We start from the raw sequence: 24,613 nt of genomic DNA, 5'->3' as shown, positions 1-24,613 counted from the left end.
TGCCCGGCGTCAACGGCGGCGGGACACTGGCCAGCATCAGCTTCGACGTGCTGCGGGCAGGCAGCAGCGCGCTGAATTTCTCGGACGTGATGCTGTCGAACTCGAACTTCGGCGACATCACGGTCACGGTCCAGAACGGGTCGGTCAGCGCCGTGCCCGAACCGGGGACGTGGCTGCTCTTCGGGCTGGGCCTGGCGGCCTTGCGCGGCGCGCGCAGCGCCGCCCGGCGACGGCCTGAGCGGCTTGGCGCCGTTGGCGCCAGGCCGGCCATGCCCACCCAGGCCGTCGTCGGCTCCGGCATTGCCGTGACGACGAAGTCGACGCTGTAGGGCAAAGGCCCGCGTCGCATAGGTCACCGGCGGCTCCCGGCCGCTGGTTCGGGATGGCCACGCACAGCGGGCGCCGCGGCCGCCCGCACGGACGCGGCAGCCCTCAGCTCGGCCACCGGCAGGCCGGCGCGGATCACCGGACGGAGCCATCCGCGGCGCGGGCGGCAGCGCGCTGGTGATACCTGCGGCCGTCGTGGCGGTGTTCGCGGCAGCGCCGGCAGGCGGTGCCGGCCGGCTTGATCCGTCACTCGAGCGTGATGTTCGCGGCCTTGACCACGCCGGTCCAGCGCTTGCGTTCGGCCTCGACGAAGGTCTTGAACGCGGCCGGGCCGAGGTGGTTGGGCTCGGTGCCCTGTTCCGACAGCTTGGCGGCGAGCACCGGGTCGGCCAGCGCGCGGCCGATCTCCTGCGACCACTTCTCGACCACCGCCGGCGGCGTGCCCGCCGGTGCCAGCACGCCCTGCCAGCCGTAGATCACCATGTCGGGGAAGCCCGCTTCGCGTGCCGTCGGCACGTCGTAGCCGGTCGAGCGCTTCTCGCCGGTGGTGAAGACCGCGCGGGCGCGGCCGTCCTTGACGAAGCCCTGCACCACGTTGCCCGCATCGATCATCAAGTGCACCCGGCCGGCCGACAGGTCGGTCAGCGCCGCGGCGCTGCCCTTGTAGGGCACGTGCGTCATCGGCACCTGGGCCTGCATCGAGAACAGCTGCGGCGCGAGGTGGTTGATGTTGCCGTTGCCGCCCGAGGCGAACATGAAGCCGTCGGACTTGCGCGCCTGCTGCAGCACGTCCTGGACCGTGCGGCCCCCGTTGCCGGGCGGCACGATGGCGACCAGCGGCGTGACGACCAGGCGCGACACCGGCACCAGGTCACGCGAGGGATCGACCGAGAGCTTGGGGTACAGCGCCGGGTTGACCGACAGCATGCCCAGGTTGCCCATCAGCAGCGTCAGCCCGTCGGCCGGTGCGCGGGCCACGGTCTCCATCGCCAGGTTGCCGCCGGCGCCCGGCTTGTTCTCGACGATGAAGGTGCGGCCCGTCTGCCGCTGCAGCTTCTCGGCCAGCTGGCGCGCAACGATGTCGACGCCGCCGCCGGGCGGGAAGCCGACCAGCAGCGTCACCGGGCGGCCCTCGGGCTGCGCGGTGGCCGGGGTGGCTGCGGCCAGCAGCGCGGCGGCCGCGGCGGCGATGCAGGCCAGGGTGTGGCGGCGGGTGGGGAAAGCGGTGTGCATCGTGTCTCCGATCTCTGGAGGGTGGGGTTCAGGGGTGGAAGCCGGGCGCGCGGCCCGGCCGGTGGGATGGGCGCGGCCTCAGCGGGCCTCGGCCATCAGGTGCAGCGTCTGCACCGAGGTGCGCATGCGCCACTCGAGCAGCGCCTGCAGCAGGCGTGACTTCTGCGGCGCGTGCGCGGGGTCGTGCCACAGGTTGTGTTCCTCGGCCGGGTCGGCCTGCAGGTCGAAGAGCTGGCCCTCCTCGCTGTCGAGGATGTGCACGAGCTTGTAGCGGCGGTCGCGTGCCATGCTGAACAGCGCGGCGCCGGTCAGCGCCACGTCGCCCGCCTGCTCGGCGAACACCATGTCGCGGCCGCTCCACGGCTCGCCGCGCAGGGCCGGCATCAGGCTCTGCGCCTGGTAGGACGGCGGCACGGGCGCGCCCGCCCATTCGAGCAGCGTGGGGCCGATGTCGAACAGCTGGCACAGGCCGTCGTGGCGCTCGCCGGCCGGCACCTCGCCCGGCGCCCAGAAGATCGCCGGCACGCGCATCACCGGCTCGTACATCGACCACTTCTGCGAGAGCCCGTGGTCGCCCAGGTTGTCGCCGTGGTCGGCGGTGAAGACGATCAGCGACTCGTCGAGGTAGCCCTGTTCCTTCAGCGTGGCCAGCAGCTTGCCGATGGCCTCGTCGATCATCGTCACGTTGGCCAGGTAGTAGGCGCGCAGGCGGCGCAGCTGCGCCTCGGTCGGGTTCATCGACCACAGCACGGCGTCGTGGTCCTCGCGGGCGTCGTGGTGGCGCTTGGCCTTCAGGAAGGCCGGGAGGTCGTCGGCGTCGGGCGGCGATGCCGGCGGCACCGGCACGCGCGGGTCGTTCAGGTAGCGCTCGGCATACGAGGCCACCGGGTCGTACGGCGGATGCGGGCCCAGGAAGCCGATCTGCATGAACAGCGACTCGGGCTTGGGCCGCGTGCGCAGCCACCAGTCGGCGGTGTCGCCGACGAAGAAGTCGGCGTGCGATTCGGGCGGCAGCGTCCACTCGTAGGCGCCCAGGCGCTCGCGGTAGTCGGGCAGTTCGCGGTAGCGCTCGCGCGACGGCTTGACCTGCCCGCGCGCCACCAGCGCCTTGTCCCACTCGTCGGCGAACCAGCGGCCCTCGTAGTAGCGGTCCTTGTTCTCCATCACGAAGCGCTCGTGGAAGCCCGCCTTCGCGTCGTACGGGATGGTGTGCATCTTGCCGACGTTGACGCAGTGGTAGCCCTGCTCCGCCAGGGTCTGCACCCAGGTGCGCTGCCAAGCCACCCCGTTGCGCAGGATGCCGGTGGCATGCGGCCAGTAGCCGTTGAACAGGCTGGCGCGCGACGGCACGCAGCTCGGCGCGGTGATGTGGCATTGCTCGAACACCGTGCCCTCGCGCACCAGCCGGTCGAGGTGGGGCGTGTGCATGTACGGGAAGCCGAGCGCGGCGATCGTGTCGTAGCGCTGCTGGTCCGTGATGATCAGGAAGATGTGCTTGCGCTTCACGGCGCGTACTCCTTGGTGGCCGACGGGCGGAGTTCGCCCATCGCTTGATGCGAAGAATAATATGACAGACAATATAACGGAAGACCGGTAATAACCTGCATGCTTCTTCTTGAGAACTCATGCACACTTCAGGCAACACAGCGATTTATGTCTGACTAATGGCACGCAAAGCACAGACCCCGGCCGCCGCCGCCCGGGGCGCCCCGAAGAGCGTGGCGGAGTCGCTCGCGCTGCGCGTGATGGCCGGCGAATGGCCCGAGGGCACCACGCTGCCGACCGAGATCGAGCTGGCCGAGCAGCTCGGCGTGGCGCGCACCTCGGTGCGCGAGGCGCTGGCCGGCCTCAAGGCCAAGGGCATGCTGGCCTCGCGGCAGAAGGCGGGCACCCGCGTGCTGCCGCGCGCGCAATGGAACATGCTCGACGAGGACCTGCTGCGCTGGGTGTGGACCGGCAACGACCGCGCCGACCTCGCCCGGCACCTGCTGCAGCTGCGCCGCATCGTCGAGCCGGCCGCCGCCGAGCTGGCCGCCACCTTCGCACCCGACGCGGCCATCGCCGTCATCGAGCGCGCCTACCGCGAGATGGACGCGGCCGGCATGGATCCGGTCGCCTACGCCGGGCCCGACCTCGCCTTCCACCGCGCCATCCTCGCCGCCACCGGCAACCCCTTCCTGTCGAGCTTCGGCGCCAGCATCGAAGCCGCGCTGCGGCTGTCGTTCGACCTGTCGACCCGCCGCCCCGGCGCGCCGCGCCGCAGCCTGCCGCTGCACCGCGACGTGCTCGACGCCATCTGGGCCCGCGACGCGCGGCGCGCCCGGCTGGCGATGGAAACGCTGCTCGGCGTCACCCAAGCCAACCTTGAAAGCGGGCTCGACCAGGCTTCGTCCTGACCACCGGCCGCACACCCCGAACGGAACCCCACCATGACCTGGCCCACCGCCCTGCCCCTCGTCGCGATCCTGCGCGGCATCACCCCCGCCGAGGCCGAAGCACACGCCCGCGTGCTGCTCGCGGCCGGCTTCGATGCCATCGAGGTGCCGACGAACTCGCCCGATTGGGCCGAGAGCGTGCGTCGCATCGTGGCGCTCGCGCCGTCGGCCTGGGTCGGCGCCGGCACCGTGCTCGACGGCGCGCACCTCGATGCCTTGGAGGCCAGCGGCGGCCGCCTCGCCGTGTCGCCGCACACCGACGTGGCGCTGATCGCCGAGAGCGTGCGCCGCGGCCTGTGCGCACTGCCCGGCGCGCTGACGCCGAGCGAGGTGTTCGCCGCCGCCCGCGCGGGCGCGACGGCGGTGAAGATCTTTCCCGCCGCATCGCTCGGCCCGTCGCACGTGAAGGCGATGCGCGCGGTGCTGCCGCCCGCGTTGCCCCTGCTGGCGGTCGGCGGCGTCGGCCCCGGCAACCTGGCCGACTACCTGGACGCCGGCTGCGCCGGCGCAGGCCTCGGCGGCGAGCTGTACCGCGCGGGCCAGGCGCCGGACGTCACGGCACGGCAGGCACGCGCCTTCGTCGAGGCCTGGCGCCGGCACCAGGACGCCGCCCGCTGAGCCGCGCCGCACTCCCACCACCTTCCCTCCCGCCCCCCGACCGCAGCACTCCCATGAAGATCACCAAACTCACGACCTGGCGCGTTCCGCCGCGCTGGATGTTCCTCAAGATCGAGACCGACGAAGGCATCACCGGCTGGGGCGAGCCCATCGTCGAGGGCCGTGCACGCACCGTCGAGGCGGCGGTGCACGAGCTGTCGGAATACCTCGTCGGCCAGGATCCACGCCGCATCAACGACCTGTGGCAGGTGATGTACCGCGGCGGCTTCTACCGCGGCGGCCCGATCCTGATGAGCGCGATCGCCGGCATCGACCAGGCGCTGTGGGACATCCACGGCAAGGCGCTCGGCAAGCCGGTCTACGAGCTGATAGGCGGACGCGTGCGCGACAAGGTCAAGACCTACTGCTGGGTCGGCGGCGACCGGCCGGCGGAGATCGTCGACGGCATGCGGCACGCGCGCACGCTGGGCTTCGACACCTTCAAGATGAACGGCACCGAGGAGATGGACCACATCGCCACGCACGCCGACGTCGACCGCGCGCTGGAGAAGTTCACGCAGATCCGCGAGGCCTTCGGCAACCAGATCGACTTCGGCATCGACTTCCACGGCCGCGTCTCGGTGCCGATGGCCAAGGTGCTGCTGCGCGAGCTGGAGCCGCTGCGCCCGCTGTTCGTCGAGGAGCCCGTGCTCGCCGAGCAGTGGGAGCACTACGCGCGCCTGGCCGAGCACACGGCGATCCCGCTGGCCGCCGGCGAGCGCATGTACTCGCGCTTCGACTTCAAGCGGGTGTTCGAGGCCGGCGGCATCTCGATCCTGCAGCCCGACGTGTCGCATGCCGGCGGCATCACCGAGTGCGTGAAGATCGCCTCGATGGCCGAGGCCTACGACGTGGCCGTGGCGCCGCACTGCCCGCTCGGGCCGGTGGCGCTGGCCGCCTGCCTGCAGGTCGACCTGGTGTCGCACAACGCGGTGTTCCAGGAGCAGAGCATGGGCATCCACTACAACCAGGGCGCGGAGCTGCTCGACTATGTGGTGAACCGCGAGGACTTCGCCGTCGACCAGGGCCATGTGCGTGCGAGCGAGAAGCCGGGGCTGGGCGTGATCGTCGACGAGGAGCGCATCGTCGAGGCGAGCCGCCGCGCGGCCGACTGGCGCAATCCCGTCTGGCGCCATGCCGACGGGAGCGTGGCCGAATGGTGAGCACCGGGGGCGGCGCTTCGGGCGGCCTGGTCGCGCTCGACTGGGGCAGCACGCGGCTGCGCGCCTGGCGCTTTGATGCCGATGGCCGCATCGCCGAGGCGCGCAGCAGCGGCGACGGCGCCTCCCGGCTGCAGGGCGGCCCGCCTGCCTTCGAGGCCGCGCTGCGCGCAGTGGCCGGCGACTGGCTGGCGGACGCCCGCGGCGTGATCGCCTGCGGCATGGCCGGCAGCGCGCACGGCTGGCGCGATGCCGGGTACGTGCCGGCGCCGATGTCGCTCGACGCCCTGCCCGCCCGCATGGTGCAGGTGCCCTGCGGCCCGGACGTGACGGTGCACATCGTGCCCGGCGTGCTCTCACGCGATGCGTCCGGCGCCCCCGACGTGATGCGCGGCGAGGAGACGCAGCTCGTCGGCCTGACGGCGGTGCGCCCGGCGCTGGCGCAAGGCGCCCTGGTCGTGATGCCGGGCACCCATTGCAAGTGGGCGCGCCTGCAGGACGGCCGCCTGGTGTCCTTCTCCACCGCGATGACCGGCGAGCTGTTCGCGCTGCTGCGCGAGCACTCGGTGCTCTCGCGCCTGATGGCACCGGCCGGCGCCCCGCAGGCACCGCAGGCGCAGGCCCTCGAGGCTTTCGACCGCGGCGTCGCGGACGCGGTGCGTGCCGGCGGCCGGGAGATCGCGCGGCTGCTGTTCGGCGTCCGGGCCCGGGGCCTCTTCGACGAGCTGGCGCCGGCGGTGGCGCCCGACTACCTCTCGGGCCTGCTCATCGGGAACGAGGTGGCCTCGGCGGGTGCCCCAGCCGAGATGCGGGACCGCCCCGTCGTGCTGGTCGGCGAGGCCGCGCTCTGCGCGCGCTATGCCCGTGCGCTGGCGCAGCAGGGGCTGCAGGCCGAGGTGCATGACGAGCCGCTCGCGGCGGCCGGCTTGGCGCGGCTGGCGGGGGCGGCGGGCTTGTACGCCTAGGCGGGCGCCCCGCCCGCCGGCCGCGAGAAGCGGTCGCACTGCTCGATCAGCAGTTCGATCAGGACCCGCACCTTCCGCTCGGGATGCTGGCTGGGCGGCCGGATGACGTAGACACCCGCCGGCGGCGGCGGATGCCGCGGCATCACCGGCACCAGCGCGCCGGAGGCCACGTGGGGGTCGGTGAGCCAGTCGGGCAGGTACGCGATCCCGAGCCCGGCCACGGCGGCCGCCAGCAAGGCGGTGCCGTTGTCCGCCTTGAAGCGCCCCTGCGGGCGCACCGTCACGATCTTGTCGCCGTCCATGAGTTGCCAGGCCTCGGTGCCCTGCATCAGGGCCTGGTGCGCAGCGAGCGCTTCCGGCGTGTCGGGCGAACCATGCGCGTGCACATACGCCGGGCTGGCGACCAGCTTGCCGTGGAGCGGGACGATGCGCCTCGCGACCAGGCTGGAATCCTGGAGGTAGCCGACCCGGATCGCGCAGTCGTAACCCTCCGCGATGAGATCGACGAAGCGGTCGCTGTAGCAGGTCTGGATCTGCAGCCGAGGGTGGCGCCGCGCCATCTCCGCGAGCATGGGCGCGAAGTGGCTGGGGCCGAACGAGAGCGGCACCGCGACGCGCAGGCGCCCGCGCAGTTCGCCAGCGGGGAGGATGGCGTTCCTGGCCGCGTCCACCTCGGCGCACACCCGGGCCGCGTGGTCGCGGAACGTGGCCCCGGCTTCCGTCAGGGCCGCCCCGCGGGTGGACCGCGTCAGCAGCTGCACCCCGAGTTCCGCTTCGAGCCGGACGAGGCGGCGGCTGACGATCGACTTGGCGACGCCGAGCCGAACGGCGGCAGGCGACACACCCCCGGCGTCAGCCACTTCCACGAACGTCCGCAGCGCTTCGATATCCACTTTGGCGTTCCTGTTCGAGCAACACAGTTCGACGTCTGATGCTACTACCGGGCCAGGTTCAGGAACAACACAATGGGGCTCAGCAGCAACCAAGGACCCTTCCATGAGCTTTCGCAACGGCCTGGCTTCGCTCCTTCGACCCGAGGATTCGGTGCTCGTCCTGATCGACCATCAGCCCTACCAACTCGCGAACGTGAACAGCCACGAACCGCAGATGGTGATCAACAACACGGCGGGGCTCGCCAAAGCCGCCAAGGCCTTCGGCGTGCCGACCATCCTGACGACGGTGATCGCGGCCCGCGGCGGCGCGCTGTTCCCGCAGATCACCGAGGTGTTCCCCGGCCAGGAGGTGATCGACCGGACGTTCATCAACACCTGGGAGGACCGCAAGGTGGTGGGCGCCGTCGAGGCGACGGGCCGCAAGCAGCTGGTCATCGCCGGACTGTGGACGGAGGTGTGCGTCGCAATGCCCACCATCCAGGCGCTCGGCGAAGGCTGGGACGTCACCGTGGTCACCGACGCGTCGGGCGGTGTGTCGGTCGAAGCGCACCTGGTGGCCATCCAGCGCATGATCGCGGCCGGCGCGAACATGATGACCTGGCTGGCCTTGGCGGCCGAATGGCAGCGCGACTGGGCCCGGGCCGAGCAGGCGGCCGCCTTGACCAACGTGATCACCCAGCATGCCGGCGGCAGCGGCATCGCGTACCTGTGGGAGCAGCAGTTGCTCAACACGCCGGTGCCGGCCGCGGCGTAGTCCGCCGCCCTTCAAACCGGCGCACACCACGTCGGCAAGCTGGCCGCGCGCCAGCGTGCCCAGGTCGCCAGCGCTGGCACCCTGTTTGCCCAAGGCCGGCATCCGCCCTCGTGGCATGCACTGAGCCAGGACACCATGGACGATCCCCCGCGCGCACCTCCCTCCCTCGGCCAGAGCCTGGCGGGCCTGCCGGCCGGCCTGCGCGACGTGCTGCAGGCGGCGGCCGCGGCCGGCAGTTCGCGCGTGCACCTGCTGGCGCTGGAGTTGCGCCGCGCGCGCGACGTGCTGCCGAAGATCATCGCGCTGCTGGTGCTGGGATCGGTGATGGCCCTCACCGCCTGGGTCGCGCTGTGGGCCGCCGTCGCCTGGCTGATGGTGGACCTGGCAGGCTGGGCGCCGATGTGGGCGATGGCGCTCATCGCCGCCATCAACGTCGTGATGGCAGGCCTGCTGGCCTGGCGTGCCCTGGCGATGGTGCCCTTGCTGGCGCTGCCCGCCACCTTGCGGCACCTGACGACGCTGCGCCCCCACGGCGGATCGGAGACCTCGCCATGACCCCCCTGGAAGAGCGCGTGCGCGAAGCGGAGCGCGAGGTCGGCCGCTGCGACCGCGAGCTGCGCCAGCGCGTCGACGAGCTGTCACGCCATGCACGCGGCGCCGCCCACACGGGCGGGCGTCTCGCGCTGGCAGGGGCCGGCGTTGCCGCCATGGCCTGGCTGGGCATGCGCATGGCCTCGCGCCTGCGGCACCGTCCGGCCCGGGAGGGCCGCGGCGAGGCGGTGCGCACGCCGGCTGCGCGGGCCGCGCCGCCCCGCGCCGATGCCCCCCGCGCCGATGCATCCCACGGGTGGCAGCGCTGGTGGCGGCTGGGCCTGCTGCTGGTGCCCCTGGTGGCACCCGCCCGCTCGCCCGCGGTGGCGATGGCGTCGGCGGCGCGGGGCGGCGGCCACTGGCCGCTGCGGCTGGTGCGCCTGGCGCGCGCCGCGCTCGACTGGCGCACGCGGCGCCAGCGTGCCCCGGCTGCCGGCGGGGCGGCAACGCAGCGCCGCTGAGCACCGTTCGGACACGGCCGTGCCGGCCCACCCTGCCCGTACTGCGGCCGTATGCCTGCCTTGTCGGCGCCCTCCCTGCTCGCAGCCGTGCCGCTCGGTGCGGATTGCGGCAATCGCCGCCACCGCCCCGGCCCGCCGCGTGCCCGGTGCCGGTACGCCCCTGGAATGCCGATTGCCGTCCCACGGCGACCCCACTGTCGAAGGAGACACGCATGAAGAAGCCAGCACGACACGCCTTCCTGATCGCCGCGGTGGCCTGCACCGTCGGCGCCGCACCGGCCGCGTGGAGTCAGCAGCCGCGGGCCGGGGCGAGCGATGCCGCGGGCCCGAGCGCGAGGGTGCCAGCGATGCCCCGCAGCGATGCCAATTTCATGAAGCAGGCGGCCGAGAACGGCCATGCCGAGGTCGAGGCCAGCCAGGTCGCGCTGCAGAAGGCCACCGACCCCGAGGTAAAGAAGTTCGCGCAGCAGATGATCGACGACCACACCAAGGTCCACGAGGAACTGAAGGCGCTGGCCGCGGCCAAGGGCGTGGAGCTGCCGACCGGGCCGTCCCTGGTGCAGAAAGGCAAGATGAAGATCCTGGGCACCACCGACGGGGCGCGGTTCGACCGGCACTACATCGGCAGCATGGGCGTGGACGCCCATGAAGACACGCTGAAGCTGTTCCGCAAGGCCGCGCAGGATGCCCGTGACCCAGAGGTGAAGGCCTTCGCGAGCAAGACGGTGCCGGCGCTCGAGCACCACCTCCAGATGGCCAAGCAGCTCGATGCCAGCGTCAAGAACGCCGGCAAGTGAGGAGGCCTCCATGGAAGCCGATCATGTCGTCCATGCGTTGTCGCCCGGCATCACGGCGATGATTCGGCTGGACCACTCGCACGTGCTGACGATGTCCCATCGTTACCGGGCGAACGCCTCGCCCGAGCGCAAGCGGCTGATCGCCGATGCGGTCTGCCTGGCCCTGGAGATCCATGCGCAACTGGAGGAGGAGATCTTCTATCCCGCGCTGGAGGTCGTGCTCACGGCAGACGAAGTGCTGGGCAAGTCGCGCCCCGAGCACGACGAGGTGCGGCGGCTGATCGGCCGGCGGCGGAGCGCCTGCTCGGCTCGCGGCTCTCGGCACTCGGCGCGCGCATGACCCGCAGGCGCCTGGAGCTGGCCGCGCCCCACGCCGGCTCGCTGCTGGCAGGCTCGGTGCGCACGCTGCCGCCGGTGCTGGTGGCCGCCACCGCCGTCTGCTTCGCGGGCGGCGTGCTGCTCGGCTGGGCCCTGGGACGCCCGGCGCGCTAGGCCGGGCGCGCCTGCGCCTGGCGACGCCTCGCGTCGGCAAGCCTGCGGCACGGCAGTTGCCGCAGGCGGGCACACGCCGACCGACAGGAGCCCCCGATGCAAGACGACCACCCTCTGCACAGCCACAAGCACGAGCCGCGTGTCGCGACGACCGACGGCGGCGACCGCACCCCCTCCGGCAGCAACTACGGCGACTACGTGCCGCCGCCGACACGCACGCACGCGCCCTCCGCGGTGCCCGACCCCGCGCTGCCGCCGGAGGTGGCGCCCGACGATCCGGACGCGGCGTTGATCAAGGCCCGCCGGGCACAGCAGGCGACCCGGGACCGCCACGGCGGGCACATGCCGGTCGAGCCCCAGAGTTCGCTCGCGACCGTGCCGGACGCCGAGGCGGCGCCGGCGGACCCGGCGGCCGCCGCGCGCGTGCCCAGTTCGGGGCCGGACGGGGTGGCGCGCAGCTGACGGCGCCGCCGCGCCGCCGGCCGGCATGGCACCGCGCTTGCCCTGCAAGCTCGTCATCACTCGACGAGGTCACCATGTTTTTTCACAGCAAGCGTCTTCAGTACACCGTCCGCGTCGGCGAAAGCAACCCCGGCCTGGCCAACCTGATGCTCGAGCAGTTCGGCGGCCCGCAGGGCGAGCTCGCCGCGGCGTGCCGCTACTTCACGCAGTACCTGGGCGAGGACGATCCCGGCCGCAAGGACATGCTGATCGACATTGCCACCGAGGAGCTCAGCCACCTGGAGATCATCGGGACCATCGTCGGCATGCTCAACAAGGGCGCCAAGGGTCGGCTCGCCGAAGCCGCGGAGGAAGAGGCGGAGCTCTATCGCTCCATCACGGGCGCGGGCAACGATTCGCACATCACGCAGGTGCTCTACGGCGGCGGGCCGCCGCTCACCAACTCGGCCGGCGTGCCCTGGACCTCGGCCTACGTCGACACGATCGGCGAGCCCACGGCCGACCTGCGCTCCAACATCGCGGCCGAGTCGCGCGCGAAGATCGTCTACGAGCGCCTCATCGCGCTGACCGACGACCCCGGCGTCAAGGAGGCCCTGGGCTTCCTGATGACACGCGAGGTAGCGCACCAGAAGTCGTTCGAGAAGGCGCTCTATGCCATCCAGCCCAACTTCCCGCCGGGCAAGATGCCGCCGGTCGAACCTTTCAGCCGCATCTACTACAACCTGTCGCAGGGGCCGGGCGACATGCAAGGGCCCTGGAACAGCGAGGCCCATTTCACGGTGAAGGACCAGGTCGAGGAGGTTTCGGCCGTGGACGGGGGCGACGGGGGTTTCACCGTCAAGCTGTCGGCCGAAGAAGACCAGCTGGTCCAGCAGATGGCCCGGCGCACCGCCTCCGACCCGCAGGCCGACCCGCTGACCGGCGCCGACCTCGGCGGCGGGGGGCTGCCGCCGGTGCCCGAGAAGCCGTAACCCGGCCTACCGAGCCGCTCTGTTGCAATTTTTCTTCCTCAAGCGGCGGGGCACCCCGCCGTTATGTCTTGTACATCGAAGGACAAGACGTTCTGGAGGAGACCTGCATGCACATCCCCATGCCGGCCGCGCTGTTCCTCTGCACATGCCTCGGCGCGCACGCTGCCGCGGATGAACAGCACATCGGCCTGATCAAGAACGTGAGCGGCGCCGTCCGCGTCGAACGTGGCGGTGCCACGCTGGCCGCAGACCCCGGGATGCAGCTGCGGGTCAGCGACCGGCTGGTGTCCGGCCCCGCCGACACCGCGGGCGTGGTGTTCCGCGACGGCACGCTGCTCAGCGTCGGGCCGTCGAGCGTGGTCCACCTGCGCGACTACGTGTTCGAGCCCAAGCAGTCCAGGTACCGGTTCGACCTCTTCCTGGCAAAGGGCAGCGCGGTCTATGCCTCGGGCAAGATCGGCAAGCTCTCGCCGGAGTCGGTGCGGGTGGACACGCCGGCCGCCACCGTCGGCGTGCGCGGCACGCGTTTCCTGATCCAGGCCGAGTAAAGCCATGCCCGTCCCGCGATCGGCAACGTCCCGCCTGGCGGCGGCCTTCCTCGCAGCGGCCCTGGCGGCCGGCTGCGCCACCCCCGCCCCGCCGCGCCCGAGAACCACCGTCGTCCTGATGCCCGACGAGGACGGCCGGGTGGGCGCCGTCACCGTCAGCACCGCCGCGGGCAGCCGCGAGGTCGACACGGCCTGGGCCGCCACCACCGCGGAGCTGGGCGCCAGCGCGCCCGCCGCCGCCGCCCCGCTCGACGGTGCGGCGCTCGAGGCGGCGCACGGCCCGCTGCTCGGCGCCCAGCCGACGCCGCCGCGCAGCTTCACCCTCTACTTCCGCAACGACCGCGCCGTGCTGACCGACGCCTCCAAGGCCCGGCTGCCGGAGCTGCTGGCGGCCGCCAGGGCCCGCAAGCCGACCGAGATCACGGTGTTCGGCCATGCGGACGCCACGGGCAGCCGCGAGCGCAACCTGAAGCTTTCCGCCGAGCGCGCGCAGGCCGTCGCCCAATGGCTGCGCGAGAGCGATCCGTCGCTCGACGAGATCGCCGTGCAGTACTTCGGCGACAGCGAGCCGGCCGTGGGCGCGGGCGAGCGCAAGGCCGAGCCGCTGAACCGGCGCGCCGAAGTGCTGATCCTCTGACCCGCCGACGATGCCCACCCGCACCTTCCGCCGGCGCCTGACCCGTCGCGAAGCCTCGCTGCTCGGGCTCTTCGGCCTCGGCGTGGCGGCCGTGGTGGCGCTGGCCTCGCACGCCGGCCTCGCCCCCGTGGCCGCGATGGACCGGGCGTTCCTCGACGCCCTGGTGCGCCGCACGGCGAGCGGCGCACCGGCGCAGCGCACCGTGGTCGTCGACATCGACGACGTCAGCCTCGACGCGGTCGGCCAGTGGCCTTGGCCCCGCTACCGCATCGCCTCGCTGCTGCAGCGCATCGCGGCGGACCGCCCGGCGGCGATCGCGATCGACATCCTGTTCCCCGAACCCGACCGCACGTCGATCGAGACGCTGCGGCAGGCGTTCCAGCGCGATTTCGGCCTCTCGCTCGACGTGCGCGGCGTGCCCGCCGGACTCGACGACAACGACGGCTACCTGGGCGAGGTGATCGGGCAGGCCGGCGCCATCGGCGGCAGCTACCTCTACTTCGACCACACCAGCCGCGGCGGCACGCTGGCCACCGGCCTGCAGGTCACCGGCCGCACCGACCTGCTGTCCCCGCCCGCGGCCACGGGCCTGATGGCCAACACCCCGCCGATCGCCGCCGCGACCGCCACCACCGGCTTCGTGAACAGCTGGCCGGACGCCGACGGCCAGCTGCGCCGCCTGCCGCTCGTGCTGGCGCACGGCGGCAGCCTGCACGTGCACATGGCCCTGGCCGCCGCGCTGCGTGCGATGGGCGAGACGCAGGTCCGCGTGGAGCCGGGCCCGCACGGGGCCCGCCTCGTGGCGGGCACGCACCGCATCCCCGTGGCCCGGGACGGCACGGCGCTGCTGCGCTTCGACGGCCCGCCGGCGCGCTACCCGGTGGTGCCGGCGATCCAGGTGCTGCAGGGCGAGGCCGCGCCGGCGGCGTTCGAAGGCAAGGTGGTGATCCTCGGCACCTCGGCCGTCGGCCTGAACGACCTGCAGCCCACGGCCGTGCATCCGCGCTTCCCCGGCGCGCAGGTGCAGGCGGCGATGGTCGACAACATCCTGAGCGACAGGCACCTCGTGGTGCCGGACTGGGGCCGGTCCGCGGTGGCCACGGCCTGCGTGCTCGCCGCCATCGCCACCACCGCGGTGTTCATGGCCGGGGGCAGCGTGGCCTTGTTCGTCGCCGGCAGCGCGGCGACGGCCGTGCTCGTGGCGGCCCCCGCCCTCGCCGGCTTCGCCCTGCGCGGCCTGGTGGTCTCGCCCGCCGCGCCGCTGGCCGTGGTGGCGATCCTCTTCGTCGCCTGCTTCGTGACCCGCTTCGCGATCGAGCGGCGGCGCGCGGCCGCCTGGCAGCGCCAGCTCGAGAACGCGCGCCAGGTGACGATCGAGTCGATGGCGGCCGTGGCGGAGACGCGTGATCCGGAGACCGGCGCCCACATCAAGCGCACCCAGCACTACGTGCGCGCCATCGCCGAGGAACTGCGCCGCTCGGGCCACTACACCGCGACGCTGACGCAGGCGTTCATCGACCTGCTGTTCATGTCGGCGCCGCTGCACGACATCGGCAAGGTGGGCGTGCCCGACCACATCCTGCTCAAGCCCGGCCGGCTCACGCCCGACGAGATGGCGCAGATGAAGCGCCATGCGGAGTACGGCCGCCACATCATCAGCAACACGGCCGAACGCATCGACGGCGAGAACTTCCTGACCATCGCCGGCGAGATCGCCGAGACGCACCATGAGAAGTGGGACGGCACCGGCTACCCGCACGGGCTGGCGGGGCAGGAGATCCCGCTGTCCGGCCGCATCATGGCCGTGGCCGACATCTACGACGCCCTGATCAGCCGGCGCTGCTACAAGGAGCCCTTCACCCACGCGCACTCGACGGACCTGATGCGCGCGATGCGCGGCACCACCTTCGATCCGCTGGTGCTGGACGCCTTCTTCCGCATCGAGGAGGAGATCCAGCGCATCGCCCGCCAGTACCAGGACGAAGAGGAAGAGGAGAACGCACCGCCCGCCCACCTGGCCGCGGCCCGCCAGCTGGTAGGCCGCCTGCAGGCAGCGGAGGCCGCCGCGCCGGCCCCCTCCCCGGCGAAGGAATCGGCCCTGCCGCCATGACGCCGACGGACCTGCGCCGGTACGCCCGCGCGGTGCTGCTGGGCAGCGGCGTGCCCGAGCAGGGCAGCACGTCCGCCGAGCTGCGCGCTGCCCAGTTCGCGGCGCTCTCGCGGCTCATCCCGTTGATGTACTTCATCCTGGTCGCCAACGCCGGGGTGCTGGTCTTCACCTTCCACGACCGCGCGCCGGCGGTGCTGACCTGGCTCCCCGCGGCGGTGCTCGCGGTGCTGTGCCTCGTGCGGCTGGCGGTCTGGCGGCGGCGGCGAAGCGCCCCGGTGAGCGCGGCGGCCGCGGACCGGGCGCTGAAGCGCACCAACTTGCTGGCGGCCGGCCTGGCGGCGGCCCTGGTGACGTGGAGCGTGCAGCTCTTCCCCTTCGGCGACGCGTACGAGCAGGGCCACGTGGCCTTCTTCCTCGCGGTGACCATGATCAGCAGCATGTTCTGCCTGATCCATGCCTATCCCGCGCCGCTGCTGATCGCCGTCTTCGCCGGGATCCCGTTCATGGTGTTCTTCGGCGCGTCGGGCGTCGACGTGCTGGCCCGCACGGCGATCGACGTGCTGCTGGTCACCTCGGCGGCCCTGGTGATCATCTGGATCCAGAACCGCGACTTCGTCGAGATGGTCAACGCACGTGCCGAGGCGTCGCGGCGCGAGCGCGAGCAGTCCCGCCTGCTGCGCATGATCGAGGACATGCCGAGCGCCGTGATGACGGTCGACCCCGAGAGCTTCCGCATCAACTACGCCAACCGGGCGTCGCAGGCCCTCTTCTCGAAGATCGGCTACCTGCTGCCCGGCTCGGGCGGCACGCTGGTCGGGCTGTCGATGGACGTGTTCCACGCCGACCCGGCACAGCAGCGGCGCTTCCTCGCCGACCCCGGCCAGCTGCCCCGCACCAGCCGCCTGCATCTGGGCGCGGAGATCCTGGAGCTGCAGGCCGCCGCCATCACCGACAGCCGCGGCGACTACATCGGCCCGATGGTGACGTGGGCGCTCATCACGTCGCGCCTGCGGTCGGACGAACGCATCCAGCAGCTCGCCCACTACGACTCCCTGACCGGGCTGGTCAACCGCCACACCTTCCACGAACGCCTGGGGCTGGCGCTGGCCTCGGCGCGGCCCCGCCTCGCGGTGCTCATGATCGACCTCGACGGCTTCAAGCTGGTCAACGACACGCTCGGCCACCGCGTGGGCGACGCGCTGCTCGCGAAGGTCGCGCAGCGGCTGCAGCAGCGCTGCGCGCAAGAGGCCCTGGCCGTGGCGCGGCTGGGGGGCGATGAATTCGCGGTGCTGGTGGCGGCGGACGAGGCCGAGGCCGGGGAGCGGCTGGCGGGCGAGCTGGTGGCGATGCTCGGCGCGGCCTACACGCTGCCCCATGGCCGCGAGGTCCGCATCGGCGCCTCGGCGGGCGTGGCGCTGTCGCCGCAGCACGGCAGCGACAGCGACACGCTGCTCGCCCGCGCGGACATCGCGCTGTATGCCGCCAAGGCCGCCGGCAAGGGCACGGCCCGCACCTTCACGGCGGAGATGCAGTCCAGGGTCCAGCAGCGCGTACGGCTCGAAGCCCGGCTCCGGGCGGCGCTGGAGAACCTCGCCGGCCTCTTCGTCTTCTTCCAGCCCATCTGCGACATCGCCACCGGCGGCGTGACCGCACGCGAGGCGCTGGTACGCTGGCACGACGGCCGCCGGTGGATCTCCCCGGCCGACTTCGTGCCCGTGGCCGAGGAGACGGGCCTGATCGACCAGCTCGGCACCTTCGTGCTCGACACCGCGTGCCGCAGCGCCGCAGGCTGGCAGGACGGTGCCCGGGTGGCCGTCAACGTGTCGGCGCGGCAGCTCGGCAAGGGTACCCTCGTGCCGGCGGTGGAAGCGGCGCTGCGCGGCAGCGGCCTGCCCGCCGGCCGGCTGGAGGTCGAGGTCACCGAGACCGCCCTGCTCTGCCACGGCGCGCAGGCGATCACCGAGTTGCGCCGCCTGCGCGAGCTGGGCGTGCGGGTGGCGCTGGACGACTTCGGCACCGGCTACTCGTCGCTGGCGCACCTGCGGACCTTCAGCTTCGACAAGATCAAGATCGACGGCTCCTTCGTCCGCGATGCGGTGGACCGCGCGGACTGCGCCGCCGTGGTGCGGGCCGTGGCGGAGCTCGGCCGGCGCCTGGGCGTCGTGACGGTGGCCGAAGGCATCGAGCGCCCGGAGCACCTGGCCTGCGCCCGCGACGAGGGCTGCGCCGAGGTGCAGGGCTACTTCCTCGGCCGGCCGGTACCGCGCGACGAGGATGTGCCGCTCATCGCGCGGCTCGACGCGCAGCCCGCCGATGCACGAGAGACGGGCTTCTCGCGCCTGGGCGCGCTCGCCTGAGCGGCACCGCGTGCCCGCGGCTCAGGCCTTGTCGAGCACGTCCCGCACGCGGCTGGCCAGTTCGGCGAACGTGTAGGGCTTGGTCAGCAGGTCGACCCCCGCGTCGAGCCGCCCGTGGTGCACGATGGCATTGCGCGCGTAGCCGGTGGTGAAGAGCACCCGCAGCGCGGGCGAGAGGCCGTGCGCCTGGGCCGCGAGCTGCGCGCCGGTCATGCCGCCGGGCAGCACCACGTCGGTGAACAGCAGCGATACGTCCCGCTGCCGCTGCAGTGCGGCCAGCGCGGCGGGCCCGTCGGCGGCTTCCAGCACGCGGTAGCCCAGTTCCCGCAGGCTGTCGACGGCGTACGACCGGACGTCGGGATCGTCCTCGACGACGAGCACCGTCTCCTGCGACGCGCCTTCCGGGGCCTGGTGGCCTTCCTCGGCGGGCGTCTCGGGGTCGGCCTGTCGATGGAGCCGCGGCAGGTAGATGCGCACCGTCGTGCCGAGCCCCGGCTCGGAGTAGATCTTCACGTGGCCGCCCGACTGCTTGACGAAGCCGTACACCTGGCTCAGTCCCAGCCCCGTCCCCTGCCCGACCGGCTTGGTGGTGAAGAACGGCTCGAACACCTGCTGCAGCGTCTGGGCCTCCATGCCCACGCCCGTGTCCGACACCGACAGCACGACGTACTGGCCCACCGCCACCTCGGCGTGCTGCGCGGCATACGCCTCGTCGACGTAGGCATTGGCCGTCTCGATCGTCAGCCGCCCGCCCTCGGCCATCGCGTCGCGCGCGTTGACCGCCAGGTTGAGCACCGCGTTCTCCAGCTCGGTGGGATCGGCCTCGACGCGCCACAGGCCTGCGGACAGCACCGTCTCGAGGGCGATGGTCTCCCCCAGCGTGCGGTGCAGCAGCTCGGACAGGCCATGGACCAGGACGTTGATGTCCAGCGCCTTGGGCGCGAGCGGCTGCCGCCGGGCGAAGGCCAGCAGGCGCTGCGTCAGTGCGGCCGCGCGCCGCGCGCCGTTCATCGCGGTGTTGGCGGCGCGGATGAGCCGCGCGGCGTCGGCCGGGGCGTTGCGCCGGACCATCTCCAGGTTGCCGATGATGACCTGCAGCAGGTTGTTGAAGTCGTGCGCCACACCGCCCGTCAGCTGTCCGATCGCCTCCATCTTCTGCGACTGGCGCAGCGCCTCGGCATTGCGCTCCAGCTCCTGCGTGCGTTGCTGGACCTCCTGCTCGAGCCGCTCGTTGAGGTTGCGCAGCGCCTGCTCGGCGGCGCGCCGCTCCTTGGCGAGGCGGGCGTTGTCGATCGCCACCGCGGCCTCGCCGGCCAGCCCCTGCAAACCGGCTTCCGACTGATCGGTGAACACGCCGGCCCGCTGGTGGCCGAAGAACAGCCCGCCGATGACCGCGCCGTTGCGCGACCGCACCGGCACGGCCAGGTAGCTGCGCACGGGCAGGTGCCCTTCGGGCATGCCGCGGCGGGGCGGGTTGCGGCCGTAGCGCGGGTCCTGCGTGATGTCGTCCGAGCGCACGATGCCTTCGCCGTCGAACGTGGGGGCGAAGACCGGCGTCTTGCGCGGCATCGGGAACTTGGAAAAGGCTTCGGGCGGCGCGCCCGAGAGGGTGTAGAGCATGTAGCTCTCGCCGGCGTCGTCGACCACGTTGTGGAAGAACGCACCGAACTCCGCCCCCGTCAGCTCGACGCCCGCATCCGTCACGATCTGCACCACCCGCTGCACGTCGCTTTCGGCGGCCAGCGCCGAGGTCGCGCGGTTGAGCACCTCCAGCGCCCGGGTCTTCTCCACCAGCGTCTCGTAGTTGCGCCGCTGCGCGGTGCGGTCGCGCAGGATCTTGACGAAGCCGGTGTGCGCGCCGCGATCGTCCCGGATGGGCGTGAGCTCGCCGATGGCCCAGAACCGCTCGCCGCCGCGGCGCAGCCGCCAGCCTTCCTCGCCGCCGCCCCGCCCCTGCGCCAGCGCCTCGGCCATCTCCCCCTCGAAACGCCCGCGCTGGCGGTCCTCGTCGGTGAAGAGCCGCGACAGGTCCTGCCCCTGCATCTCGGCTTCCGTCCAGCCCAGCAGCCGGTGCGCGCCTTCGCTCCAGATGACGACCTTGCCGGCGCGATCGGTGGCGATCAAGGCGGTATCGACGGCGCTGTCGACGATCTGGCGCCAGGTGCGCCAGGTGGCCGGTGAGTGCAGGGGGTCGGGAGAGGGCTCGGTGCCGGGCATGTCAGGCGAATTTGCAACGCAGTGGCGGCCATGCCGCCTGCATCGGGATCTGCAGCCGGTGGTTCCTGCACCGGCAACCGCCATGCCTGGCCCGGAGGCGTCGTCGACAATACGCCGACCATGCCCGCCCGCCTGTGCCTTCCCGCCCCGTCCGCGCCGCGTCCGCGCGCGCTGCCGCAAGGCGGCAGCGCCTGGCGCATGAGCCCCCCTGTGCAGCCGCCTTCGCGGGCCGGGCGCGGTACATGAGCGCGCCCCCGCCGGTCCGCGTGGCCGACCTGCCGGCGTTCGATACGCTGATCGACGCTCGCTCGCCGGCCGAGTTCGCGCTCGACCACATTCCCGGCGCCATCAACTGCCCGGTGCTCGACGACGAGGAGCGCCGCATCGTGGGCACCTTGTACAAGCAGGCTGGCGCGTTCGAGGCGCGCCGGGTGGGCGGCGCGATGGTCGCGGCCAACCTCGCCCGCCACCTGCGCGAGCGCTTCGCCGACACGCCGCAGTCGTGGAAACCGCTGGTCTACTGCTGGCGGGGCGGGCTGCGCAGCGGCTCGATGGTGACCTGGCTGCGGCTCGTCGGCTGGGACGCGCAGCAGCTCGCGGGCGGCTACAAGAGCTACCGGCACCACGTGCTGGCCCAACTCGAAGCCCTCTGCCCGCAGCTGGTGCTGCGCATCGTCTGCGGCGCCACCGGCAGCGCCAAGACGCGCGTGCTGCAGGCCCTGGCGGCGCGCGGCGCGCAGGTGCTCGACCTGGAGCACTGCGCGAGCCACAAGGGCTCGCTGCTCGGCGCCTGGCCCGGGGTCGAGCAGCCGTCGCAGAAGCAGTTCGAGTCCCGCATCGTGCAGGTGCTGGGTGCGGTGGATCTGTCGCGCCCGCTGTTCGTGGAGGGTGAAAGCGCACGCATCGGCCGCCTGGCACTGCCCCTCCCGCTGGTGGCACGCATGCGCTCGAGCCCCTGCATCGAGATCGACGCCGGGCGCGACGCACGCCTGGCCTACCTGCTGCGCGACTACGCCTACCTGGGCGACGACCGCGAGGCGCTGGCCGCGAAGCTCGCGCCGCTCAAGGAGCTGCAGGGCAAGGAGGCGGTCGCGCGCTGGCAGGGCTGGGCCCGCAGCGGGGCGCTGGCGCCGCTGTTCGCCGAGCTGATGGCCCACCACTACGACCCGCACTACGCCAGGTCGCAGGAGCGCCACTTCCACCTGTGGCCGCAGCGCCGCAGCCTGCAGGCGCACGACCTGTCGGACGAATCGATCGGCCGCCTCGCCGACGCGGTGCTCGCGGCGGCCTGACCACGCGGTCAGCGCAGCACGAGCCGGGGCGCGCTGCCGCGCGGGGACGCCACTTCGCCGATCTCCGCCGCGGCGCCGAAGCCATGGCGGTGGAACACGGCCAGCACATCGCCCACCGCCTCCGGGGCGCAGGCGACGAGCAGGCCGCCGCTGGTCTGCGGATCGGTCAGCAATGCCTGGTCGGCCGGCTCCCAACGCCCTGGCAGCGCAACCTCGGCGCCGTAGCCCGCCCAGTTGCGCCCCGACGCGCCCGTCACCAGGCCTTGCGCGGCCATGCCGCGCACCCCGGGCAGCAGCGGCACGCGCGCCCAGTCGATCAGCACGTCCGCCCCGGCGCCGCGGGCCAGTTCGAGGGCGTGGCCCGCAAGTCCGAAGCCGGTCACGTCGGTCATCGCGTGCACGGCGTCCATCGCCGCCAGGTCGGGGCCCGGGGTGTTGAGCTGCGTGGTGGTGGCGACCAGCTGTGCGTAGCCCTCCGCAGGCAGCAGCGCCTTCTTCAGCGCGGCCGACAGCACGCCGACGCCGAGCGGCTTGCCGAGCAGCACGCGGTCGCCGGGCCTCGCGCCGGCATTGCGCTTGACGCGCTTCGGATGCACGACGCCAAGGGCCACCAGCCCGTAGATCGCTTCGACCGAATCGATCGTGTGCCCGCCCGCGATCGGGATCCCCGCCGTGCGGCACACCGCCTCGCCGCCGGCGAGGATCTGGCCGATCACCTCGGTGGACAGCACGTTGATCGGCATGCCGACCAGGGCGAGCGCCATGATCGGCCGGCCGCCCATCGCGTAGACGTCGCTGATCGCGTTGGTGGCGGCGATGCGGCCGAAGTCGAACGGGTCGTCGACGATCGGCATGAAGAAGTCGGTGGTGGCGACGAGCGCGATGTCCTCGGTGAGCTGGTAGACCGCCGCATCGTCAGCCGTCTCGATGCCGACCAACAGCTGCGGCGGCACGGGCATGCCACGGGTGTTCTTGAGGATCTCGTGCAGTACGCCGGGCGCGATCTTGCAGCCGCAGCCCCCTCCATGGGACAGCGAGGTCAGGCGCGGGCTCGGCGCCGCGGGCGTTCCAGTCATGTGCGTTCTCCAGCGGCGCGGGCGGCCTTGCGCCCGCCAGTATCGCCGCCGGTGAACGGTGCCTGCGCTACTTGGACGCGGCCTGCTCGCTGTTGCTCGTGGCTTTGGAGCCCTTGAGGTGCTGCTCGACGTCCGGGGCGCTGTCGCCCACCGCGTCGACGGCCTCCTTGATCTGCTCGGGCGTCACGTCGAACTTTTTCGCCCAATCGCGCAGGGCCTGCGCCTGTTGCACGTCGATGCGTTGCGTGCCCGGATCGCCAGCGGCGGGAATGGCTTGGGACATGGGGAGTACCTCCGATCTGCAAGATGGGCCCCAGCATCGCAGGCCCCCGCAAGCCGCGATAGCGGCCCCCGCCCCGCCCGCGTGCCGGACAGCGCCGACCCGCGGCCGCTACGGGCTCGCCGCGGCAGGCGCACGCGCGGCGGCGCGCCCTCGCGCGGGCCGGACGAAGTCGGGATGGAAGCAGCGTTCCGCGCCCCCTGCGAAGCGGATGGTCACGCTGCTGCCGTCGTCGCTGAGCACCTCGCCGGCGCCGTAGCGCTTGACGCGCACTGCCGTGCCCGGCGTCAGCCTGCCGACGAGGATTTCGGTGCCGGCGTCTGCCGCCTGCAGGGCGGACGGCTGGGCCTCCAGCCGCGCCAGCCGTTCGCAGGTGTCGCAATGGCCGCAGGCCTCGTGCTGCGCGTCAGGCTCGAAGTGGCACAGCAGCGCGCGCCACCGGCAGATGCCGCTCTGCGCGTAGAAGACCATCGCCTCCAGTTCGGCGCGGTCCTGGCGGCTGCGGGCTTCGCAGCCGCGCAGCACGCGGTCCAGCGCACGGCCGTCCATCGCCTGCCGGCCGGCACGCCAGGTGCCGTCGCGCCGGCGGCTGGCCAGGCGTTCGAGGCGGAGCATGCCCAGGATCGCGTGCACCCGCGCCTGCGGCAGCTGTGCCTCGGCGGCCACCGCCGCGACGCTGGCAGCCCCGCCCGCGGCGTCGAGCCGCCGCAGGGCGCCGTCCACGGCCTCCACCGCGTCCCGCTCGGGGTAGCGGCCGGCCATGAAGAACTGCTGCACGCCCCGGTCGGCACGCAGGTACAGCAGCGTGCAGGTCGCGTCCTGGCCATCCCGCCCGGCCCGGCCCGCCTCCTGGTAGTAGGCGTCGAGCCCCGGCGGCAGCTGCAGATGCAGCACGAAGCGGATGTCGGGCTTGTCGATGCCCAGGCCGAAGGCCGGCGTCGCGACCATCACGCGCAAGGCGCCTGCCATGAAGGCCTCCTGCGCCGAGGTTCGCTCGCGCGCCGCGAGCCGGCCGTGGTAGAGGCCCGCGGCCTGGCCGGCGCCCACGAGCAAGCCGTGGATGGCCTCGGCCTCCCGCACGGTGCTGGTGTAGACGATGCCGGTGCCTTCGGTGCCCGCGACCAGTGCCAGCGCACGATCCCGCTTGGCCGCCGCCGTGTCCATCGGCTCGACCCGGAAATGCAGGTTGGGCCGGTACACGCCCCAGCGCTGCACGCCGTCCGCCGGGATGCCGAGCTGCCCGCAGATGTCGGCCGCCGCGTCGGCGGACGCGGTGGCGGTGAGCGCCAGCACGGGCGGCTGGCCCAGGGCCCGCCGCAGCGGCCCGAGCTCGAGGTAGGCCGGCCGGAACGAGGCGCCCCAGCGGTTCAGGCAGTGCGCCTCGTCGACCACCATCAGCCCGATGCGGCCGGCCTCGGCGACGAAGGCCGCGAAGCCGGGTTCGGCGGCGCGTTCGGGCGAGGTGAAGACCATGCCCGCGCGGCCGCTTCGCACGGCCTCCTCGGCCTGCTGCAGCGCCGAGGCCGGCAGGCCGCTGTGGAGCACGACCGCCGGTATGCCCCGCGACACCAGCGCCGCGCACTGGTCGTCCATCAGCGCGATCAGCGGCGAGATCACCAGCGTGCGGCGGCCGTCGAGCACGGCCGGCAGCTGGTAGCACAGCGACTTGCCCGCGCCGGTGGGCATCACCGCGAGCGTCGACTCGCCCCGCAGCACCCGCTTCACCACGCCGACCTGGCCAGGCCTGAGCGACTCGAAGCCGAACACGGCCCGCAGGGTGGCGCCGATGGCGGCGTGGGGGGTGGTGGCCCGGCGCGGCGGCCGGCGGGTGCCCGCGGACCGGCTGTCGCGCGCGGGCTCGGGATCGGGATCGGTAGGAAGAGGGTTCGGCATGCCGG

Annotated in this window: 25 protein-coding genes; 18 read left to right on the top strand and 7 right to left on the bottom strand. The window is 72.8% G+C overall.

Annotated elements, in window-relative coordinates:
* On the top strand, positions 1–329 hold a 329-nt coding region (locus V4F39_RS19930), incomplete at its 5' end, for a PEP-CTERM sorting domain-containing protein (protein ID WP_332291637.1).
* A 244-nt stretch (positions 330–573) separates the two neighbouring features.
* On the opposite strand, the gene V4F39_RS19925 is transcribed toward V4F39_RS19930, so the two are convergent.
* Positions 574–1,560, bottom strand: coding sequence for a Bug family tripartite tricarboxylate transporter substrate binding protein (locus V4F39_RS19925; protein ID WP_332291636.1), 987 nt, complete (start codon positions 1,558–1,560; stop codon positions 574–576).
* A gap of 78 nt (positions 1,561–1,638) precedes the next feature.
* The gene (locus V4F39_RS19920; RefSeq protein WP_332291635.1) at positions 1,639–3,066 is read right to left on the bottom strand and encodes a sulfatase family protein; all 1,428 of its coding nucleotides are present in this window, start codon (positions 3,064–3,066) and stop codon (positions 1,639–1,641) included.
* Positions 3,067–3,224: 158 nt separating this feature from the next.
* Here V4F39_RS19920 and V4F39_RS19915 point away from each other — a divergent pair, with 158 nt between their 5' ends.
* The 4 genes from V4F39_RS19915 to V4F39_RS19900 are packed head-to-tail and all read left to right on the top strand — an operon-like array spanning position 3,225 to position 6,777.
* A complete protein-coding gene (locus V4F39_RS19915) occupies positions 3,225–3,956 on the top strand; it encodes a FadR/GntR family transcriptional regulator (protein ID WP_332291634.1) in 732 nt (243 codons plus the stop codon).
* A gap of 33 nt (positions 3,957–3,989) precedes the next feature.
* A complete protein-coding gene (locus tag V4F39_RS19910) occupies positions 3,990–4,613 on the top strand; it encodes a 2-dehydro-3-deoxy-6-phosphogalactonate aldolase (protein WP_332291633.1) in 624 nt (207 codons plus the stop codon).
* Positions 4,614–4,666: 53 nt separating this feature from the next.
* Positions 4,667–5,815 (top strand): galactonate dehydratase, encoded by a 1,149-nt coding sequence (gene dgoD, locus V4F39_RS19905; protein WP_332291632.1) that lies wholly within the window; start codon positions 4,667–4,669, stop codon positions 5,813–5,815.
* Positions 5,809–6,777 (top strand): 2-dehydro-3-deoxygalactonokinase, encoded by a 969-nt coding sequence (locus tag V4F39_RS19900; protein ID WP_332291631.1) that lies wholly within the window; start codon positions 5,809–5,811, stop codon positions 6,775–6,777. Before dgoD ends, V4F39_RS19900 begins: the two co-directional genes overlap by 7 nt.
* On the opposite strand, the gene V4F39_RS19895 is transcribed toward V4F39_RS19900, so the two are convergent.
* Positions 6,774–7,670 carry a LysR family transcriptional regulator gene (locus V4F39_RS19895; RefSeq protein WP_332291630.1) on the bottom strand — a complete coding sequence of 299 codons (897 nt, stop codon included), beginning with the start codon at positions 7,668–7,670 and terminating at the stop codon, positions 6,774–6,776. The two genes, V4F39_RS19900 and V4F39_RS19895, sit on opposite strands and share 4 nt — an antisense overlap.
* Positions 7,671–7,773: 103 nt before the next feature.
* Here V4F39_RS19895 and V4F39_RS19890 point away from each other — a divergent pair, with 103 nt between their 5' ends.
* The 12 genes from V4F39_RS19890 to V4F39_RS19840 all read left to right on the top strand — a co-directional run bounded on the left by V4F39_RS19890 (position 7,774) and on the right by V4F39_RS19840 (position 17,850).
* The gene (locus V4F39_RS19890) at positions 7,774–8,424 is read left to right on the top strand and encodes a hydrolase (RefSeq protein WP_332291629.1); all 651 of its coding nucleotides are present in this window, start codon (positions 7,774–7,776) and stop codon (positions 8,422–8,424) included.
* Positions 8,425–8,559: 135 nt separating this feature from the next.
* Entirely contained in the window at positions 8,560–8,979 is a 420-nt protein-coding gene (locus V4F39_RS19885; RefSeq protein WP_332291628.1) for a hypothetical protein, read from the top strand.
* Positions 8,976–9,476, top strand: coding sequence for a hypothetical protein (locus tag V4F39_RS19880; RefSeq protein WP_332291627.1), 501 nt, complete (start codon positions 8,976–8,978; stop codon positions 9,474–9,476). Before V4F39_RS19885 ends, V4F39_RS19880 begins: the two co-directional genes overlap by 4 nt.
* Positions 9,477–9,688: 212 nt before the next feature.
* On the top strand, positions 9,689–10,273 hold the full coding sequence (locus V4F39_RS19875; RefSeq protein WP_332291626.1) for a DUF4142 domain-containing protein: 585 nt from the start codon (positions 9,689–9,691) through the stop codon (positions 10,271–10,273).
* 10 nt (positions 10,274–10,283) lie between these two features.
* Positions 10,284–10,613 carry a hemerythrin domain-containing protein gene (locus tag V4F39_RS19870; protein WP_378235194.1) on the top strand — a complete coding sequence of 110 codons (330 nt, stop codon included), beginning with the start codon at positions 10,284–10,286 and terminating at the stop codon, positions 10,611–10,613.
* The gene (locus V4F39_RS27220; RefSeq protein ID WP_378235193.1) at positions 10,610–10,765 is read left to right on the top strand and encodes a hypothetical protein; all 156 of its coding nucleotides are present in this window, start codon (positions 10,610–10,612) and stop codon (positions 10,763–10,765) included. Before V4F39_RS19870 ends, V4F39_RS27220 begins: the two co-directional genes overlap by 4 nt.
* Before the next feature lie 96 nt (positions 10,766–10,861).
* Complete coding sequence (locus V4F39_RS19865; RefSeq protein ID WP_332291625.1) at positions 10,862–11,227, top strand: hypothetical protein; 366 nt, start codon at positions 10,862–10,864, stop codon at positions 11,225–11,227.
* Positions 11,228–11,301: 74 nt separating this feature from the next.
* On the top strand, positions 11,302–12,198 hold the full coding sequence (locus tag V4F39_RS19860) for a manganese catalase family protein (RefSeq protein WP_332291624.1): 897 nt from the start codon (positions 11,302–11,304) through the stop codon (positions 12,196–12,198).
* A gap of 107 nt (positions 12,199–12,305) precedes the next feature.
* Positions 12,306–12,746 (top strand): FecR family protein, encoded by a 441-nt coding sequence (locus V4F39_RS19855; protein ID WP_332291623.1) that lies wholly within the window; start codon positions 12,306–12,308, stop codon positions 12,744–12,746.
* Between the two features lie 4 nt (positions 12,747–12,750).
* A complete protein-coding gene (locus V4F39_RS19850; protein WP_332291622.1) occupies positions 12,751–13,383 on the top strand; it encodes an OmpA family protein in 633 nt (210 codons plus the stop codon).
* 10 nt (positions 13,384–13,393) lie between these two features.
* Complete coding sequence (locus V4F39_RS19845; RefSeq protein WP_332291621.1) at positions 13,394–15,493, top strand: CHASE2 domain-containing protein; 2,100 nt, start codon at positions 13,394–13,396, stop codon at positions 15,491–15,493.
* On the top strand, positions 15,490–17,850 hold the full coding sequence (locus V4F39_RS19840) for a putative bifunctional diguanylate cyclase/phosphodiesterase (protein WP_332291620.1): 2,361 nt from the start codon (positions 15,490–15,492) through the stop codon (positions 17,848–17,850). Before V4F39_RS19845 ends, V4F39_RS19840 begins: the two co-directional genes overlap by 4 nt.
* 21 nt (positions 17,851–17,871) lie before the next feature.
* Here V4F39_RS19840 and V4F39_RS19835 read toward each other — a convergent pair whose 3' ends face one another.
* Complete coding sequence (locus tag V4F39_RS19835; RefSeq protein WP_332291618.1) at positions 17,872–20,067, bottom strand: ATP-binding protein; 2,196 nt, start codon at positions 20,065–20,067, stop codon at positions 17,872–17,874.
* A 242-nt stretch (positions 20,068–20,309) separates the two neighbouring features.
* On the opposite strand from V4F39_RS19835, the gene mnmH reads away from it, so the two are divergent.
* Positions 20,310–21,359 (top strand): tRNA 2-selenouridine(34) synthase MnmH, encoded by a 1,050-nt coding sequence (gene mnmH / locus V4F39_RS19830; protein WP_332291616.1) that lies wholly within the window; start codon positions 20,310–20,312, stop codon positions 21,357–21,359.
* 8 nt (positions 21,360–21,367) lie between these two features.
* On the opposite strand, the gene selD is transcribed toward mnmH, so the two are convergent.
* The 3 genes from selD to V4F39_RS19815 form a co-directional block, all read right to left on the bottom strand.
* Positions 21,368–22,435, bottom strand: a complete 1,068-nt coding sequence (gene selD, locus V4F39_RS19825; protein ID WP_332291615.1) for a selenide, water dikinase SelD — start codon at positions 22,433–22,435, stop codon at positions 21,368–21,370.
* Positions 22,436–22,502: 67 nt separating this feature from the next.
* Positions 22,503–22,718, bottom strand: coding sequence for a DUF3606 domain-containing protein (locus tag V4F39_RS19820; RefSeq protein ID WP_332291614.1), 216 nt, complete (start codon positions 22,716–22,718; stop codon positions 22,503–22,505).
* A 108-nt stretch (positions 22,719–22,826) separates the two neighbouring features.
* The gene (locus V4F39_RS19815; RefSeq protein ID WP_332291612.1) at positions 22,827–24,608 is read right to left on the bottom strand and encodes a RecQ family ATP-dependent DNA helicase; all 1,782 of its coding nucleotides are present in this window, start codon (positions 24,606–24,608) and stop codon (positions 22,827–22,829) included.
* Between the last annotated feature and the right edge of the window lie 5 nt (positions 24,609–24,613).

Source organism: Aquincola agrisoli (assembly GCF_036621135.1).
Classification (GTDB): Bacteria; Pseudomonadota; Gammaproteobacteria; order Burkholderiales; family Burkholderiaceae_C; genus Aquincola; species Aquincola agrisoli.
This window is presented reverse-complemented; position numbering and strand designations above follow the sequence as displayed.